This window comes from Pseudomonas sp. 13B_3.2_Bac1, from assembly GCF_025466205.1.
Classification (GTDB): Bacteria; Pseudomonadota; Gammaproteobacteria; order Pseudomonadales; family Pseudomonadaceae; genus Aquipseudomonas; species Aquipseudomonas fluorescens_H.
On sequence record NZ_JANLOG010000152.1, the window covers coordinates 1 to 17,509 of the forward strand.

Annotated in this window: 14 protein-coding genes; 9 read left to right on the forward strand and 5 right to left on the reverse strand. The window is 61.5% G+C overall.

What is annotated here, in order from left to right:
* Positions 1-144: 144 nt before the first annotated feature.
* Both NTD85_RS25745 and NTD85_RS25750 read left to right on the forward strand, forming a co-directional pair.
* A complete protein-coding gene (locus tag NTD85_RS25745) occupies positions 145-1,758 on the forward strand; it encodes a GMC family oxidoreductase (RefSeq protein WP_262143527.1) in 1,614 nt (537 codons plus the stop codon).
* 119 nt (positions 1,759-1,877) lie between these two features.
* A complete protein-coding gene (locus tag NTD85_RS25750; RefSeq protein ID WP_262143528.1) occupies positions 1,878-2,483 on the forward strand; it encodes a DUF6338 family protein in 606 nt (201 codons plus the stop codon).
* Between the two features lie 191 nt (positions 2,484-2,674).
* On the opposite strand, the gene NTD85_RS25755 is transcribed toward NTD85_RS25750, so the two are convergent.
* On the reverse strand, positions 2,675-3,559 hold the full coding sequence (locus tag NTD85_RS25755) for a LysR substrate-binding domain-containing protein (RefSeq protein WP_045122511.1): 885 nt from the start codon (positions 3,557-3,559) through the stop codon (positions 2,675-2,677).
* 159 nt (positions 3,560-3,718) lie between these two features.
* Here NTD85_RS25755 and NTD85_RS25760 point away from each other — a divergent pair, with 159 nt between their 5' ends.
* Complete coding sequence (locus NTD85_RS25760; protein ID WP_262143607.1) at positions 3,719-6,745, forward strand: FAD-binding and (Fe-S)-binding domain-containing protein; 3,027 nt, start codon at positions 3,719-3,721, stop codon at positions 6,743-6,745.
* On the opposite strand, the gene NTD85_RS25765 is transcribed toward NTD85_RS25760, so the two are convergent.
* The 3 genes from NTD85_RS25765 to NTD85_RS25775 form a co-directional block, all read right to left on the reverse strand.
* The gene (locus tag NTD85_RS25765; RefSeq protein WP_262143529.1) at positions 6,678-7,367 is read right to left on the reverse strand and encodes a paraquat-inducible protein A; all 690 of its coding nucleotides are present in this window, start codon (positions 7,365-7,367) and stop codon (positions 6,678-6,680) included. The genes NTD85_RS25760 and NTD85_RS25765 overlap by 68 nt on opposite strands.
* A complete protein-coding gene (locus NTD85_RS25770; RefSeq protein ID WP_003225887.1) occupies positions 7,364-7,960 on the reverse strand; it encodes a paraquat-inducible protein A in 597 nt (198 codons plus the stop codon). Before NTD85_RS25770 ends, NTD85_RS25765 begins: the two co-directional genes overlap by 4 nt.
* A 293-nt stretch (positions 7,961-8,253) precedes the next feature.
* Positions 8,254-8,901 (reverse strand): glutathione S-transferase family protein, encoded by a 648-nt coding sequence (locus NTD85_RS25775; protein ID WP_003225885.1) that lies wholly within the window; start codon positions 8,899-8,901, stop codon positions 8,254-8,256.
* A 283-nt stretch (positions 8,902-9,184) separates the two neighbouring features.
* On the opposite strand from NTD85_RS25775, the gene NTD85_RS25780 reads away from it, so the two are divergent.
* From NTD85_RS25780 to NTD85_RS25805, 6 genes are all read left to right on the forward strand, one after another.
* On the forward strand, positions 9,185-9,832 hold the full coding sequence (locus tag NTD85_RS25780; RefSeq protein WP_003225884.1) for a gamma-glutamylcyclotransferase: 648 nt from the start codon (positions 9,185-9,187) through the stop codon (positions 9,830-9,832).
* Between the two features lie 116 nt (positions 9,833-9,948).
* Positions 9,949-11,130 carry an efflux RND transporter periplasmic adaptor subunit gene (locus NTD85_RS25785; RefSeq protein WP_103484171.1) on the forward strand — a complete coding sequence of 394 codons (1,182 nt, stop codon included), beginning with the start codon at positions 9,949-9,951 and terminating at the stop codon, positions 11,128-11,130.
* 13 nt (positions 11,131-11,143) lie between these two features.
* Entirely contained in the window at positions 11,144-14,398 is a 3,255-nt protein-coding gene (locus NTD85_RS25790) for an efflux RND transporter permease subunit (RefSeq protein WP_262143531.1), read from the forward strand.
* A 10-nt stretch (positions 14,399-14,408) separates the two neighbouring features.
* Entirely contained in the window at positions 14,409-15,908 is a 1,500-nt protein-coding gene (locus NTD85_RS25795) for an efflux transporter outer membrane subunit (RefSeq protein ID WP_003225878.1), read from the forward strand.
* Positions 15,905-16,204 (forward strand): antibiotic biosynthesis monooxygenase family protein, encoded by a 300-nt coding sequence (locus NTD85_RS25800; protein WP_003225876.1) that lies wholly within the window; start codon positions 15,905-15,907, stop codon positions 16,202-16,204. The genes NTD85_RS25795 and NTD85_RS25800 overlap by 4 nt, the downstream gene beginning before the upstream one ends.
* A gap of 9 nt (positions 16,205-16,213) precedes the next feature.
* Positions 16,214-16,540, forward strand: coding sequence for a LysR family transcriptional regulator (locus tag NTD85_RS25805; protein ID WP_103484169.1), 327 nt, complete (start codon positions 16,214-16,216; stop codon positions 16,538-16,540).
* A 49-nt stretch (positions 16,541-16,589) separates the two neighbouring features.
* Here NTD85_RS25805 and NTD85_RS25810 read toward each other — a convergent pair whose 3' ends face one another.
* Positions 16,590-17,486: a LysR family transcriptional regulator gene (locus tag NTD85_RS25810; protein WP_051018084.1), complete on the reverse strand. Its 897-nt coding sequence runs from the start codon at positions 17,484-17,486 to the stop codon at positions 16,590-16,592.
* Between the last annotated feature and the right edge of the window lie 23 nt (positions 17,487-17,509).

Sequence of the window (17,509 nt, forward strand, 5' to 3'; positions counted from 1 at the left end):
GGGGGGGGGGGGGGGGGGGGGGGGGGGGGGGGGGGGGGGGCGCCCCCCCCCCCCCCCCCGCGGGGCCCCCCCCCCCCCCGCTCCCACAGGGGACATGCGTTGCTCATCCGATTTTTTGTACAACGACTTACGCGGTAACCGTGCATGACATACGACTACATCATCGCTGGCGCCGGCGCAGCAGGTTGCGTTCTGGCCAATCGGCTTTCGGCCTCCGGGCAATACACGGTGCTGCTGCTGGAAGCGGGTGGCAAGGACAGCTCGCTGTGGTTCAGGATCCCGGTCGGCTTCGCCAAAATGTATTACAACCCGACCTTCAACTGGATGTACTACAGCCAGCCGCAGAAGCAGTTGGGCAATCGCGAAATCTACGCTCCGCGCGGCAAAGTGCAGGGCGGTTCGGGTTCAATCAACGCGATGATTTACGTGCGCGGCCAGGCCCATGACTTCGATGACTGGGCGGCCAACGGTAACGACGGCTGGGGCTTCAAGGACGTGCTGCCGTACTTCCGCAAACTGGAAAACCATCCGCTGGGTGACAGCGAATACCACGGCGCTAGCGGCCCGATCAGCATCACTCCGATGAAGGGCCAGACTCACCCGATTTGCGATGTGTTCCTCGAGGGCTGTTCAGAGTTGGGCTACCCGCGCAGCGACGATTTCAACGGGGCAAAATTCGAAGGCGCGGGCCTGTACGACGTCAACACCAAAAACGGCCAGCGTTGCTCCAGCAGCTTCGCGCATTTGCATCCGGCACTGAGCCGGCCGAACCTGACCGTCGAGCATTACGCATTGGTCGATCGCGTACTGTTTGACGAGACGCAGCAGCGCGCCACAGGCATCTCGATCACCCAGCATGGTGTGGTGCGGACGTTCACCGCGCGCAAGGAAGTGATCCTGTGTGCCGGCGCCGTCGACACGCCGAAAATCCTGCAATTGTCCGGCGTGGCTGATCGCGCGTTGCTGGAAAAGCAACAGATCCCGCTGGTCAGGCACCTGCCGGCAGTGGGGCAGAACCTGCAAGATCACCTGTGCGTCAGCTACTACTACAAAGCCAATATCCCGACGCTGAACGATGAACTGAGCTCGCTGTTCGGCCAGCTCAAACTGGGCATCAAATACCTGCTGACCCGCAAGGGCGCACTGGCCATGAGCGTCAATCAGGCGGGCGGTTTCTTCCGTGGCAACGCGCAGCAGGCGCATCCCAATTTGCAGCTGTACTTCAACCCGCTGTCGTACCAGATTCCGAAAAACAACAAGGCCAGCCTCAAGCCGGAGCCGTATTCGGGCTTCCTGCTGTGCTTCAACCCGTGCCGGCCGACCAGTCGCGGCTACGTCGAAATTGCGTCGAAGAATCCGCGTGATGCGGCACTGATCGATCCGAACTATCTGAGCACGCAAAAGGACATTGACGAAGTGATTCAGGGCAGTCGCCTGATGCGCAAGATCATGAACGCCCCGGCGCTCAAGAGCATCACCGTTGATGAAGTCCTGCCGGGACCGGCAGTGGAAACCGACGAGCAGATGTTGCAGTACTTCCGCGACAACTGTGGCTCGATCTATCACCTCTGTGGTTCCTGCGCTATGGGGGCGGATGAGCAGACTTCGGTGGTCGACAAGCGTCTGAAGGTGCATGGCCTTGCCGGGTTGCGGATTGTCGATGCGTCGATCTTCCCGAACGTGACCTCGGGCAATACGCATGCGGCGGTGTTGATGGTGGCGGAGAAGGGCGCTGATCTGATTTTGCAGGATGCGTAGGTTTTAGCGGCTGGCGTAATGCGCTGTGACAGATGCGCGGCGGCATTTTTTCAGCGTGCGCTAGGCTTTGATTGCCGGTCACTTATCGGGCCGGCAAGTCTTTCAAGGAGCCACGGATCATGGATGATCTGGTCAAGGAAGTTGTTCCGTTGTTGCAGTATCTGATTCCCGGATTTGTTTCTACCTGGATTTTTTACACGCTCACTTCGTTCAAGCGGCCTGACACCTTTGGGCAGATTGTGCAGGCGTTGATTTTTACGTTTGTGATTCATGGGGTGGTGTTGGGGATCGGGGCTATTGGCTTATGGATAGGCTCGAAGGGCTTTTCTGTAGGGAAATGGGATGGCAAAGCCCAGGCTATTTGGGCGTTTATGGTTGCAATGGGGCTTGGTTTGCTGTCGTGTGCTCTGGCTTCGAATGACAAATTGCACAAATGGTTACGAAGAAAAAATGTAACGAATAAAAACTCTTACCCCAGCGAGTGGTACAGCACCTTTGCTCGCCACAATCGGCTGGTTACGCTGCATTTGACGGATGAAAGGCGATTGTTTGGCTGGCCCGTCGAGTGGCCTTCCGGCCCGCTGGAGGGGCAGTTCATCATGCTGAATCCAGGCTGGCTGGGGGAGGATGGCGTGGCGTTGCCTTTTGGCGCCGAACTATTGGTGATAGATTCCTCGAAAGTCCAGTGGGTCGAATTCAGTTCTGTCGAAGAGGTTCCATCATGAGCGCAAAAGAGCCTACTCCCATGCCGCCAAGCGTCAGGCGCCTCTTTTATGGCCCGGACGGCAAGCTGCTGGCCAAACCCCTCGTCAAAGGGCCGAGTGCGCCGCCACCGCTAAAGCGCCAGTACCGGGATTGACCGAACGCCGCTCATCGAGCGGCGTTTCGTTATGTTGTGCATTGGTGGGATCTCCGGTCAGAGCGTATCCACCAACCAATCCCTGAACGCTTTCAATGACGGTAACGCCTCATTACGCGGCGGATACACCAGGTAATAGCTGCGCCGGCTGGTGATCGGCTCCCCCAGTTGCAGCAGCTCGCCGTTAAGCAATTCATCCTCCACCAGAATCCGCGGCACCAGCCCCACGCCGATATTCGCCCGCACCGCTTGGATCAGGTGCGAAGTCATTTCAAAGCTCGGGCCGATGCGCATGCTGCGGTGTGGCAAACCATGATGGGTGAACCATTCCGCCCAGGCCTGGGCGTTGCTGCTGACATTGAGCAGTAACTGCCCGGCGATGTGTTGTTCCGCTTCATCGCGTTCGGCCAATGACAACTGCGCACTGGCAATCACCACCAGTTCTTCAGTGTGCAGGGGCAGGGCGCTCAAGCCCGGCCAGTCTCCCGCACCGACACAGATCGCCGCATCGATCTCGCTGGTGTCGAAGTCAATCGCTTCGATCCGTGAATGCAAGTGCACGGTCATGCCGGGGTGCGCGGTGTAGAAGTCCTTGAGTCGCGGCAGCAGCCATTTCGAGCCGAAGGTCGGCAGCGTCGCCAGACGCAAACTGTGGATGCCTGAACCGAACGCCATGGCCTGCAGGGTTGCGCTGCGGATCTGCCCGAGGGCTTCGGCCAGTTCACGCTGGTACATGCGCCCGACATCGGTCAGCACCACTTGCCGACCTTCGCGGCTGAACAGGCGCATGCCGAGCATCTTTTCCAGAATCTGCACCTGACGGCTGACCGCGCTTTGCGTCAGCGACAGTTCGTGGGCGGCGCGGGTGTAGCTTTCATGGCGTGCGGCGGCCTCGAAGGCCAGCAATAACGACATGGAAGGGGTGAGGGTTCGCGGATTCATTCGTTTTAGTCATGGATTGCGGGTCGATTTTACGTTTGTCCCGACGGCGCCAAGCAATGAACATAAGCACCATGAGATGGCGGGAGCGTGACGCAATCATTCATTGCGCACAACTGTTCACCGCCACACGGCCCGATTTTGACCGAGATTTCCTCACCGATGATTGCCCAGCTGTCACCCGCCGCTGCATTGACCACTGATTACCAACTGTTCCTCAACGCCCTGAAAGCCAGTGGTTTTCGTGGCGAGATCAGTGCCGACTACGCCAGCCGCGTAGTGCTCGCCACCGACAACTCGATCTACCAGCGTCTGCCGCAAGCGGCGGTGTTTCCAATGGATGCGGAGGATGTGGCGCGGGTGGCACGGCTGATCGCCGAGCCGGCGTATCAGCAAGTGGTGATTACCCCGCGTGGCGGTGGTACCGGCACCAACGGCCAGTCGCTGACCGACGGCATCGTCGTCGACCTGTCGCGGCACATGAACCGCATTCTGGAAATCAACGTCGAGCAGCGCTGGGTGCGGGTGCAGGCCGGGGTGGTCAAGGATCAGCTCAACGCCGCGCTGAAATCCGCCGGGCTGTTTTTCGCCCCGGAGCTGTCGACCTCCAACCGCGCCACCGTTGGCGGCATGATCAACACCGACGCCAGCGGCCAGGGCAGTTGCACCTACGGCAAGACCCGCGACCATGTGCTGGAACTCGACATGGTTCTGCGCGGCGGTGAACGCCTGCACGGCGCCGCGCTGGCGGAAGACGACCTGACAGCGCTGTGCGCCCGTGAAGATCGGGTGGGTGAAGTCTATCGCTGTGCGCGGCAGATCATTGACGAGCAGGGCGAGCTGATCCAGCAGCGCTTCCCCGATCTCAACCGCTGCCTGACCGGCTACGACCTGGCGCACCTGCGCGAGGCCGACAACCGCTTCAACCTCAACAGCGTGTTGTGCGGCGCCGAGGGCTCACTCGGCTTTGTGGTCGAGGCAAAGCTCAACGTGCTGCCGATCCCCAAGCACACGATGCTGGTGAATATCCGCTACGCCGGATTCATGGATGCGCTGCGCGATGCCCGGGCGCTGATGGCGCTCAAGCCGCTGTCGATTGAAACCGTGGATTCCAAGGTGTTGCTGCTGGCGATGCAGGACATCGTCTGGCACGGCGTCGCCGAATACTTCCCGGAAAGTGCCGAGCGGCCGACGCTGGGGATCAACCTGGTGGAGTTCTGTGGCGACGATCCTGAAGATCTGCAGCACCGGGTTCAAGCCTTCCTTGAGCACTTGAGCAGTGACACCACGGTCGAACGCCTTGGCCATACGCTGGCGGTCGGCCAAGCGGCGGTGAACAAGGTCTATGGCATGCGCAAGCGCGCCGTCGGCCTGCTCGGCAACGTTGCCGGCGAAGCGCGGCCGCAGCCATTTGTTGAAGACACCGCGGTACCGCCGCAGCACTTGGCCGAGTACATCGCCGAGTTGCGCGAACTGCTCGACAGCCACGGCTTGCAGTACGGCATGTTCGGCCACGTCGATGCTGGCGTGCTGCACGTGCGGCCGATTCTCGACATGAAGGATCCGCAGCAAGCGGCGCTGGTGCGTCCGGTGTCCGACGGTGTCGCCGCGCTGACCCAACGCTACGGCGGCCTGTTGTGGGGCGAACATGGCAAAGGTCTGCGCTCGGAATACGCGCCGGCCTTTTTCGGTGAGCTGTACCCGGCGTTGCAGGCACTGAAAGCCGCGTTCGACCCGTTCAACCAGTTCAACCCGGGCAAGATCGCCACCCCGGCCAACACCGCTGCGGCATTGCTGAAGATCGACGAAGTGACCTTGCGCGGCGAACTCGATCGGCAGATCGACGAAAAGGTCTGGCAGAGCTACGGCGCGGCCATGCATTGCAACGGCAACGGCGCCTGCTACAACTTTGATCCCGACGACGCCATGTGTCCGTCGTGGAAAGCCACCCGCGAGCGTGCGCAATCGCCCAAGGGCCGCGCCTCACTGATCCGTGAATGGCTGCGTTTGCAGGGCGAGGCAGGGGTGGATGTGCTGTCGGATGCGATCCGCCGTCCGGCGTTTTTCCGCAACCTGTGGACGCGCTGGCGCAACAGCCGTGGGCAAGCCGCCGACTTTTCCCATGAGGTGTATGACGCCATGGCCGGATGCCTGGCGTGTAAATCCTGCGCGGGGCAATGCCCGGTCAAGGTCAACGTGCCGGAGTTTCGCTCGCGGTTTCTGGAGTTGTATCACGGCCGTTATCTGCGCCCGGCGCGGGATTATCTGATTGCTTCGCTGGAGTACAGCATTCCGTACATGGCGCGAATTCCGGCGCTGTACAACGGTTTGATGGGCGCTTCATTCGTGCGCCAACAGTTGGAGCGTCTCGGTGGAATGGTCGATGTGCCGTTGCTCAGCCGCTTTGATTTCCACGCGGCGATGCGCCGGTGGAAGGTGCAGCCGGCGACGGTTTCCACGCTGTCGACGCTGACCCAGGCCCAGCGCGAGCGCAGTGTGGTACTGGTGCAGGATGCCTTCACCCGTTACTTCGAAGCGCCGCTGCTGGCGGATCTGGTGGAGCTGATTTCGCGGCTGGGCTATCAGGTTTATCTGGCGCCGTTCAGCGCCAACGGCAAGCCGTTGCATGTGCAGGGCTTTCTGTCGGCGTTCAACCGCGCGGCACTGCGCAATGCGCGGCAACTGCGAGAGCTGGCGGATGTTGGCGTACCGTTGCTGGGGCTGGATCCGGCGATGACCCTGGTCTATCGCCAGGAATACTTGAAAGTGCCGGGTATGGAGCAATGCCCGGAAGTCGCGCTGGTACAGGAATGGCTGCTCAAGGTGATGCCGGAGCAGGCGAAGGACAAATCGGCAAGTGCATTCCGGCTCCTGGCGCATTGCACCGAGAAAACCAACGCGCCGGCCGCCACTCGTCAGTGGGAGCAAGTGTTCGAACGGGTCGGCTTGAAACTGGCGACGCAGGCCACCGGTTGCTGCGGCATGTCCGGCACCTACGGCCATGAAGCGCGCAACCGCGAAACTTCGGCGGTGATCTATGAGCAATCGTGGGCGCGGCAGGTCGAGGCACCGGCGGAGCAGGGCGAAGCACTGGCCACCGGCTATTCGTGCCGCAGTCAGGTCAAGCGCCAGTCGGATCGGGCGCTGCGCCATCCGTTGCAGGTGCTGCTTGAGGTGGTACGTCGCTGAGCGGTTCGTCGTCCGGGGAGTTGTCCCAGATCAGCCGTGGGTCGAAACTCATCGCCGAGAGCATGGTGAACACCACCACCATGCCGAAAAACAGGATGCCCGGGCGTGGTTCGATATCGCCCAGCGCCTGGAACTTCACCAGCGCCGCGACCAGCGCGACCACCAGCACGTCGAGCATCGACCAGTAGCCGATCAGCTCGACGAAACGGTACAACTTCGAGCGCTCACGGCGCGCCCAGTTGCTGTCGCGCTGCACGGTGATCAGCAGCAGCGACAGGGCCACGAACTTGATGCCCGGCACCGCGATGCTGGCGATGAAAATGATCAGCGCGATGTCCCACGCGCCGCCCTCCCAGAACTCCAGTACGCCGCTCATGATCGTGCTGTCGGCGCCGTTGCCGAGCATCATGGTGTTCATCACCGGCAGCAGATTGGCCGGCACGTAAAACGCCAGCGCGGCAAACAGGAAGGCCCAGGTACGCGCCAGGGAATTGGTCTTGCGCCGATGCAACGGCGCGTCGCAACGCGGGCATTGGTGCGGCTCATCGGTCATGTCGCAGGCCAGCCCGCAGCTGTGGCACAGGCACAGATTCAGTTCGCTGGCGGTCGCTGGACGCTTCATAGGATGTCCCAAAGGTCACGAATGTCGCGCCCGGCAATGCGGATCATCATCAGGCTCAACACGGCCAGGGCAAACAGGCCGATACCCGGCAGCACATCGAGCAGCCCGGCCAGTTTGAACACCGCGACCATCGCCCCCAGCAGACACACTTCGAGCATGCTCCACGGACGCAGGGTTTCCAGCCAGCGCATGCACAGCTTGAAGCCCGGTGCCCGGCGCGATGACAAGGCGAAACTCAGCACCCAGATCAACAGCACCAGTTGAAACGCTGGGGCGATGATGATCGAAATCGCCGCGACCATCGCCATGAATGTGATCGGTCCCTGACTCAGCGCCAGCACCGAATCCCACAGCGTCGCGCTGTTTTTCAAACCCTTCATGCTGATGCTCATCACCGGATAGAAATTGGCGAACAGCCACAGCATCGCCGCGGTGAAACTCAAGGCCAGCCGCTGCTCGACGGTCAAGCCGTTATAGCGCTGCAGCACGCCGCCGCAACGTACGCAGAGGGTTTTCTGGTGTTTGCCGAGCACGACTTTTTCGTACACGCAGTCGCAATGCTCGCAGATGATCAGGTGTTCGGTTGAGGTCATGGGCAACGCTCGACGCCAGGGCACAAGACCTGATCACTATAGACCTCACTGTCTGCTCCTGCAGTAAAGCGGATTTTGTTGATGTCAGGTATTGCCGGTAACAATAAGAAAGTTGTCGCGGATCTGAATAAACTCGCGACCGTAAACATGAAATCCCTATTCTGTTTACCCTTTGGTTTTGGCCACCTGTTATCAGGCGGCCTTTTTTTTGCCCGGTTTTTAATGTTGTTATCAACTTGACGGATATCGCAAATGCAAACAGGCCGCTTGAGCGACCTGTTTCTTCGAGCCCTTCAATCAAGTTGTTTTAGTTGTTCCATATGTTTGCTGTACAGCGCCGCTTCTTCTGTCAGCGCCTTGTGCACCGAAGGGCGGGCATCGATGCGATTCTTCCACGCCATCAGGTGTGGCAGGTGTTCGATCTGTGCGCCGGAGCGTTCGTGCCACCAGGTGGCGAAGACGTACGCATCGGCCACGGAGAACTGGTCACCGGTCAGCCAGGTACGGCCGTCGGCCAGGCGTGCGTCGAGTTGGGCATAGGCGCTGACGATCTTGTTGCGTGTCCACTGTGTGCCGTCTTCAGTCAGCAATTTGCGCATCAACGGAATGTGTTTCTGGGCGATCTCGGTGGCGACGAAGGTCAGCAACTGGTCGACCTTGACCCGTTCCAGCGTGCCGCGCGCCGGGATCAGGCCGGACTCTGGATGCTGGTCGGCGAGGTAGGAGGTAATGACGATGGTTTCCGACAGGATATCGTTGAAGGTGTTGTCGAGCAGCAGGGCGGGTACATACAGCAGTGGGTTCACCGCCGCGAAATCTTCGCCGCTGGAGGTGGTCCGGCCGAATACGTCGAAGTGCACCAATTCCGGGGTCAGGCCCAATTCGTTGGCGATGATCTGGACGGCCTGGGAGCAAGTCTGGTTGGCAATGTAGAGCTTCATGGTAGTCACCTTTGGGAGAAAGTCGGGGCCCTGGAGTGGACCGGCAAATCCAGTCTGCACGCCGCGGTTAAGGCGATAAATACCGTGAAAGGTGATGCTCTGTAGCTTTTATGGAGACAATTGGGCCGCACAGCTATCCCTCCGCCAAACCCGCCGTGGCGGGCATTCAGGCCTGATTGTCTCCGCTGGAGCTACTAAGAGTAGCGTCCGGTGTTGTTTATCCGGCGTCAGGTCTCGGCCACCATTCGCTCAACGGCAAATGCCCACCGCAGAGACCACGGCGATGTTGACGAAACAGTTGATCAGCTCAGGCGCTTATCTGGAGAAGTTCAGCGACGTTCCCCCGGAACTGTTGTGGACGCTGGAGCGGATCGGTCAGTCGATGGAAGACACCCTGAACGCGCGTCCCGGCGAGGGCGACATCTGGGTCTTCGGTTACGGCTCGCTGATCTGGAACCCGCTGTTCGAATTTGCCGAGCACCAATTGGCGACCCTGCACGGTTGGCATCGCAGTTTCTGCCTGCGGATGATCGCCGGGCGCGCGACAGTGGCACTGCCGGGTCGGATGCTGGCCCTGCAGCGCGGCGGGGAAACCCACGGCGTCGCGTTCAAGATCAGCCAGGCGGTGGCTCGCGACGAACTGATTTCACTGTGGATCCGCGAAATGCCCACCGGTGCCTACCGGCCGATCTGGACCGGCGTGCAACTGGCCGATGGTCGTGACGTACTGGCGCTGGTGTTTGTCGCGGATCCCGATCACCCGCTGTTCGAGGCGGATGCACGGATTGAGACCATCGCCGGTAGTGTGGCACTCGCCGAAGGACCGATGGGGACGAACGCAGATTATGTGCACCGACTGTGTTGCGCGCTGAGTGAAAGCGGCATTGTCGATGAATACATCGGCGCCTTGTCGGCAGAACTCATGGATTGAACTAATCGCGTATCGGGAAGTTATGCAGTGAAGTTTTATTGCAGGGATGCGTGCGTCTTGAAGTTGCAGTTTTTTAATAAGTTTTGAACATCATCAATAGTTTCGGGAGAAGTGAAATGGTCGCCAGTCGTAAACGGCTTTCCGTCGCATTAAGTGCGCTCTTAGTGGCCGGCACGGCCGGCATCGTCGTCAACTATGGCGATCATTTCGGACCGATAGCCAACGCTCATGCCGACACCGCGCCAGCCGCCAAAGCCGAGGTGGATGTTGCCACCGTCGTGTTCAAGACGATCAGTGAATGGCAAAGCTATTCCGGGCGCCTGGAGGCGGTCGACAAAGTGGATATCCGACCGTTGGTGCCGGGCACCATCGTCGGCGTGCACTTCAAGGATGGCACGCTGGTGAAGAAGGGCGATCTGCTGTTCACCCTCGACCAGCGTCCCTATCTGGCGGAAGTCGATCGCGCCGCCGGGCAACTGGCTGCTGCCGAGTCCCGTGCCGGCTATACCGCCACCGACGCCGGACGTGCCGCCCGGCTGGTGGAACAGAACGCGATCGCCAAGCGTGATTTTGACGAGAAACAAAACGCCGCCCGTGAAGCCGTGGCTCAGGTCAAGGTGGCGAAAGCAGCGCTGGATGCCGCTCGGGTCAACCTGTCGTACACCGAGATCAAGGCACCGGTGGCCGGTCGAGTTTCCCGCGCCGAACTGACGGTCGGCAACGTGGTGTCGAGCGGCGCAACGGCGCCGCTGCTGACCCGCCTGGTATCGGTCTCGCCGATCTACGCCTCGTTCGATGTCGATGAACAAACCTACCTGCGCTACCTCAATCAGGCGTCCGGCAGCGGCGCCCCCGTGTCCCTGGGGCTGGCCGACGAAGACGGCTATTCGCGTCAGGGCGCAGTGGATTCGATCGACAACCAGCTCGACACCCAGTCCGGCACCATCCGCGTCCGGGCGCGTTTCGACAACGCCAACGGCGCGCTGCTGCCGGGTCTGTATGCGCGGATCAAGGTCGGTGGCGGCAAGCCGTTCGAGACCGTGCTGGTTGACGACTCGGCGATCGGCACCGATCAGGCGCGCAAGTTCGTGCTGGTGGTCGGCGCCCAGGATCGCGTCGAGTACCGCGAAGTGACGCTGGGCAACCTGCATGAAGGGCTGCGCATCGTCACGTCCGGCCTCAAGGCAGGAGACCGGGTGATCGTCAGCGGCGTACAGCGTGTACGCCCCAACGACGCCGTTCACGTCAATACCGTCGACATGGTCAGCGTCAATCGCGCCGCCAGGCCTGCGGCTTAATCCGGGAATCGCCATGAACATCTCAAAATTCTTTATCGACCGGCCGATCTTTGCCGGTGTGTTGTCGATGGTAATCGTGCTGGCCGGGCTGATCGCCCTGACCCGGCTGCCGACTGCCGAATACCCCGAAGTGGTGCCACCCTCGGTGGTGGTGCGTGCCGAATACCCTGGCGCCAACCCGAAAGTCATCGCCGAAACCGTGGCCTCGCCAATCGAAGAACAGATCAACGGTGTCGAGGACATGCTGTACATGCAGTCTCTGGCCAACAGTGACGGCAAGATGACCACTACCGTGACGTTCAAGCTCGGCACCGATCCGGACAAGGCTCAGCAGTTCGTGCAGAACCGCGTGGCCCAGGCCCTGCCGCGCTTGCCTGAGGACGTGCAGCACCTTGGTGTGACCACCATCAAGTCGTCGCCGACCCTGACCATGGGCGTGAGCATTCTTTCGCCCAATCAGCGTTATGACCTGACCTATCTGCGCAACTATGCGCTGATCAACGTAAAGGATCGCCTGGCGCGGATTCCCGGCGTCGGTGAAGTGGTGATGTGGGGTGCGGGCGATTATTCGATGCGCATCTGGCTCGATCCGCAGAAAGTCGCACGTCTGAACATGACCGCGCTGGACGTGGTGAAAGCCATTCGCGAGCAGAACGTACAGGTCGCTGCCGGCATTGTCGGCGGTGCACCGATGCTCACCGACGTGCCAATGCAACTGAGCGTCAACGCCCAGGGCCGACTGAAGACCGAGCAGGAATTTCGCGACATCATCCTCAAGAGCAGCGCCGGCGCGGTGACGCATCTGTCGGACGTGGCACGGGTGGAAATGGCCGCCTCCGAATACACCTTGCGCGCCATGCTCGACAACAAGCCTGCAGTGCAGATGATCATCTTCCAGCAGCCGGGTGCCAACTCGCTGCAGATTTCCGATGACGTGCGCAAGGTCATGGAGGAAATCAAACAGGACATGCCGGACGGTGTCGATTACGGCATCAAGTACGACCCGACCCAGTTTGTCCGCGACAGCATCCACGCGGTGATCCAGACCCTGCTTGAGGCCATCGCGCTGGTGGTGCTGGTGGTCATCGTGTTCCTGCAAACCTGGCGTGCGTCGCTGATCCCGTTGCTGGCGGTGCCGGTGTCGATCATTGGTACGTTCGCGCTGCTGCTGGGGTTCGGTTACACCATCAACGCCTTGTCGCTGTTCGGCATGGTGCTGGCCATCGGCATCGTGGTCGACGACGCGATCGTGGTGGTGGAGAACGTCGAGCGCAATATTGCAGCCGGTCTGTCGCCCCGTGATGCGACCTATAAAGCCATGCAGGAAGTCAGCGGGCCAATCATCGCGATTGCACTGACGCTGGTGGCGGTGTTTGTGCCGCTGGCGTTCATGTCCGGACTCACCGGGCAGTTCTACCAGCAGTTTGCGATGACCATCGCGATTTCGACGGTGATTTCTGCGTTCAATTCGCTGACCTTGTCGCCGGCACTCGCGGCCATCCTGCTCAAGGGGCATGACGCGCCGAAAGATCGTCTGACGCGGATCATGGACACGCTGCTTGGTGGCTTCTTCAACGTCTTCAATCGAGTGTTCAATCGTGGCTCGGACAATTACGGCAAAGGCGTGCGCCATGTGGTCAACCGCAAACTGGTGATGCTGGTGATCTATGGCGTGTTGCTCGGCGCGGCGGTGTGGATGGGCAAAATTGTGCCCGGCGGTTTTGTGCCGGGGCAGGACAAGGATTACGTGGTAGCGATCGCGCAACTGCCGAGCGGCGCGACCCTGGACCGAACCGAGAAAGTCGTGCGCGACATGGGCGATATCGCCCTGGCGATTCCCGGGGTGAAGAACTTGCCGCAGTTCCCCGGTCTGTCGGTCAGCCTGGCCAACTCGCCGAGCAGCGCCCTGGTGTTTCCGGTGCTGGAGCCCTCGAAGTACCGCAGCAAGGAGCAATCCGCCTCGGCGATCGTTGCCCGGTTGAACGCTGAATACGCCGGTATCAAGGACGCCGCGATTGCCGTGTTCCCGCCCCCGCCAGTGGCCGGTCTGGGCACTGTTGGCGGCTTCAAGCTGATGATCGAAGACCGCGGCGCGCTGGGTTACGAGGCGCTGAACAAGGCGACGCGGGACTTCCTCGCCGCAGCCGCCAAAGCGCCGGAACTCGGCCCGGCGTTCTCGACCTTCCAGATCAACATGCCGCAACTGAATGTCGAGCTGGATCGGGTCAAGGCCAAGCAGTTGGGGGTGTCGGTGACGGATGTATTCGACACCCTGCAGATCTATCTGGGCTCGATGTACGTCAACGACTTCAACGCCTTTGGCCGTGTATATCAGGTACGGGCTCAGGCCGATGCCCCGTTCCGTGCCAACGCCGAAAATATCGGCGTGCTGAAAACCCGCAACGACAAGGGCGAGATGGTGCCGCTGTCGTCGCTGATCAAGGTCACCACCACTTACGGCCCGGAAATGGTCGTGCGTTACAACGGCTTCACCGCTGCCGATATCAACGGCGGGCCGGCCCCGGGTTATTCGTCCGGTCAGGCGCAGGCTGCGGTCGACCGGATTGCGAAAGAGGTGTTTCCGCGCGGTATCAGGTACGAATGGACGGACCTGACCTACCAGCAAGTGCTGGCCGGCGATTCGGCGCTGTGGGTGTTCCCGATCAGCGTATTGCTGGTGTTCCTGGTGCTGGCGGCGCTGTACGAAAGCCTGACCTTGCCGCTGGCGATCATCCTGATCGTGCCGATGAGCATTCTCTCGGCGCTGGCCGGGGTGTGGTTGACCCATGGCGACAACAACATCTTCACCCAGATCGGCTTGATGGTGCTGGTGGGGCTGTCGGCGAAGAACGCAATCCTGATCGTCGAATTCGCCCGTGAACTGGAGATGCAGGGCCGCAGCGTGGTGCAAGCCGCGATCGAGGCCAGTCGGCTGCGGCTGCGACCGATTCTGATGACCTCCATCGCGTTCATCATGGGCGTGGTGCCGCTGGTGTTCTCCACCGGCGCCGGTGCCGAGATGCGCCAGGCCATGGGCATCGCGGTGTTCTTCGGCATGCTCGGCGTGACCCTGTTCGGGCTGATGCTGACGCCGGTGTTCTACGTGCTGCTGCGCAAGCTGTCCGGTGTCGAGCATCTGGTCGACACGCACGGCAGGCATCCGCACCCGGGCGCCGACGCAACGGCCCACGATCACAGCATTGTCACTCACGGCGTTTCGACCCACCCGACTTTGCCGCGCACGCCGCAAGCGGCCTACGAGAAGTAAGGAGAACGACATGAAAGTATTTGCCTTGAATCGTTTGCTGGTGGGCAGTGTCTGGCTCGCCGCGGTACTGGCCACCGCCGGTTGCTCGCTGGCGCCGACTTACCTCAAACCCAATGTGTCGATGCCACCGGCCTACAAGGAAGAGAAGACCCAGGAGCCGCGTACCGCGTTGTCTGCCGCTGAAGCCGGGTCTTGGAAAACCGCGCAGCCGTCGGAGGGCATCGCTCGTGGTGAATGGTGGACGGTGTTCGGCGATCAGCAGTTGAACGACTTGCAGCAACAGGCGCGCGATGCCAACCAGAGTCTGCTGGCGGCAGCGGCGCGGTTGAAGGAGGCGCGGGCGTTGAATCAGGCGGAGCGCTCACAACTGTTCCCGACGGTGGACGCCGGTGTCGGTCCGACCCGGCAACGGGTCTCGCCAGCCTCGCAATATGAATCCGATAGCGGCAAGGGTGCCAGCCAGACCTTGTGGCGTGCGCAGGCGGGCGTGTCTTACGAGGTCGACCTGTTCGGTCGGGTGGCGTCGACGGTAGAGGCTGCCGATGCACAAACCCAACGCAGCGAGGCACTCTACCGTTCGGTGTTGCTGGCGTTGCAGGCGGACCTGGCGCAGAACTACTTCACCTTGCGCCAACTCGATGCCGAAAACGAGGTTTATGCCTCGACGGTACGGTTGCGCGAACAAGCGCTGAAGCTGGTGCAGCAGCGCTATTCGCTGGGCGACATCAGCGAACTGGACGTGGCCCGGGCCGAGACCGAGCTGGCCACGGCGCGTTCAGATGCGATGACCGTGCAGCGCTTGCGCGCAGTGTCCGAGCACAGCCTGGCGGTGTTGCTGGGCAAAAGTCCGGCGCAGTTTTCCCTGGCGGCCAGTCCGCTCGATCCAGTGACCTTGCGCATTCCCGCGGGGCTGCCGTCGTCGCTGCTGGAGCGGCGGCCGGACATCGCTGCGGCCGAGCGGGAAATGGCGGCGGCCAATGCGCGGATCGGTGTGGCGAAAGCGGCATTCTTTCCGTCGCTGACATTGACGGGCTCGGCCGGGTTCGAGTCCGGCTCGCTGAGCAATCTGTTCCACTGGAGCAGCCGGACCTTCCTGCTCGGGCCGCTGGCCGGCACTGCGCTGAACTTGCCGATCTTCGACGGCGGCTTGCGCAAGGGCAATCTGGCCAAGGCCAACGCCGAGTATGAAGAGGACGTGGCCAACTATCGGCAGCAGGTGCTGGTGGCGTTCCGCGAAGTGGAAGACAACCTGTCCGACCTGCGGGTGCTGGAAGAGCAGACACAGACTCAGGCGCAAGCCGTGGATGCATCGGCGCGTGCGGCCCGGTTGGCGCAGGCGCAATACACCGAGGGCGATGTGATTTATCTGTCGGTGATCGACGCCGAACGCACGGCGCTGCAATCGCGTCGGGCCGCCGTGCAACTGCAGGGCGCGCAGGCGGTGGCAACGGTCAATCTGATCCGTGCCCTGGGGGGCGGCTGGGGCAATGCTGGGGAGAAATCGATATGAAAACCGGTGCGGTCAATGTGATCGAAGTGCTGGCGGTCAGCGGCCAGTCGCAAGACTTGCGTGCGCCGATCGACCGGCTGCTGCAAACCCTGGGCGAGGTGCCGGGATGTCTGTCCTATCAGGCGGTGCGCAGCCTGGCGGATGCCGATCTGTGGATCATCACCGGCTACTGGGAGTCGACGGCGGCGATGCGTGCGCACTTCGCCCATCCGGCGTTGAATGATCTGGAACGGCTGCTCGATTGTCGCGCGGTCAAGCGCGTCGCGGCCAGCAGTTTCACCGCGAGTCAGGTGTGAGGCAGGGCGATGGCGATCAACGAGGCGAGTTTTCGTGGTGTCGATCTGAACCTGCTGGTGACATTTGTGGTGCTGTTTCGCGAGCGTAATGTTTCGCGCACGGCGGCGCTGCTCAAGGTCGGTCAGCCCGCCGTGAGTGGCGCACTGGCGCGGTTGCGGGTGCGGTTTGCCGATCCCTTGTTTGTACGCACGGGCCGGGGCGTACGCCCGACGGCCCGGGCCGTTGAACTCGCAGCGACGCTGCTCCCGGCGATGCACACGATCGAATGCCTGATTACCTGTGGGAGCGGGCTTGCTCGCCAATGCGCTGTGTCAGGTGAACGTGATGGTGACTGACCCGGACTCTTCGCGAGCAAGCCCGTTCCCGCAGTGATGTATTGCAAGGCTAGCGCAAGCGATCGGCGAGGTAGTTGAGCACGGCGCGGGTTTTCGCCGGCATGCGATTGCCGAGAGGGATCAGCGCGTGCACCGGAGGCCCGGGCGAATCCAGTGCCGGCAATACCGGGACCAGACGTCCGCAATCGACATAGGGCTGGGCGACCTGGTTGAACAGCTGTGAAATGCCGAGGCCCACCACCGTCGCATCGATCATCGCCTGACCGTCGGAAAGCACCAGCACCGGCGGTGGCGCCAGTTCGCGAAAGTGCCCGTTTTCGGTCAGCGACCATGGCCGCAGCTTCCCGGTGAAACCACGGAAAATCACCGCATCGTGGTGCACCAGGTCCGCCGCCGTTTCAATCGGCGCATGGCGGGCCAGATAGTCCGGCGATGCGTACAGGCTCAACGTGGTGTTGCACAGTTTGCGCACGGTCATTTCGCTGTCCTGGGGCAGGACGCCGGCACGCACGACGATGTCCCAGCCTTCGCCCACGGCATCTGACATGCGATCGGTCATCGACAGCTCAAGCGTGACCTGTGGGTAACGATGACGCAGCTCGGAAAGGGTTGGCAGAAACAACTGGCGAAAACCCGAGGGAATGTCGAGACGCACACGGCCGATCGGTTCTTCCTTGCGCGCTGCCAGCGCCTGGGCGGCGTCGCGCAAGCCATCGAGTGCGGCTTGCGCGGCCAGCAGATAAGTCTCGCCGTCTTCGGTCAGACGCACCGCGCGGGTGGTGCGTTGAAACAGCTTGGTGCCCAGGCGTGATTCCAGGCGCTGAACGGCCTTGCCGACGTTGGATTTGCTGGTCGCCAGATTCTCCGCTGCGCGGGTGAAGCTGCCGGTCTGGGCGACACCGACAAACGCAGCGATGTCGGGAAATGAAGTATCGGCACGTTCCATGATTGTCTCCCCTTGAGCGACTA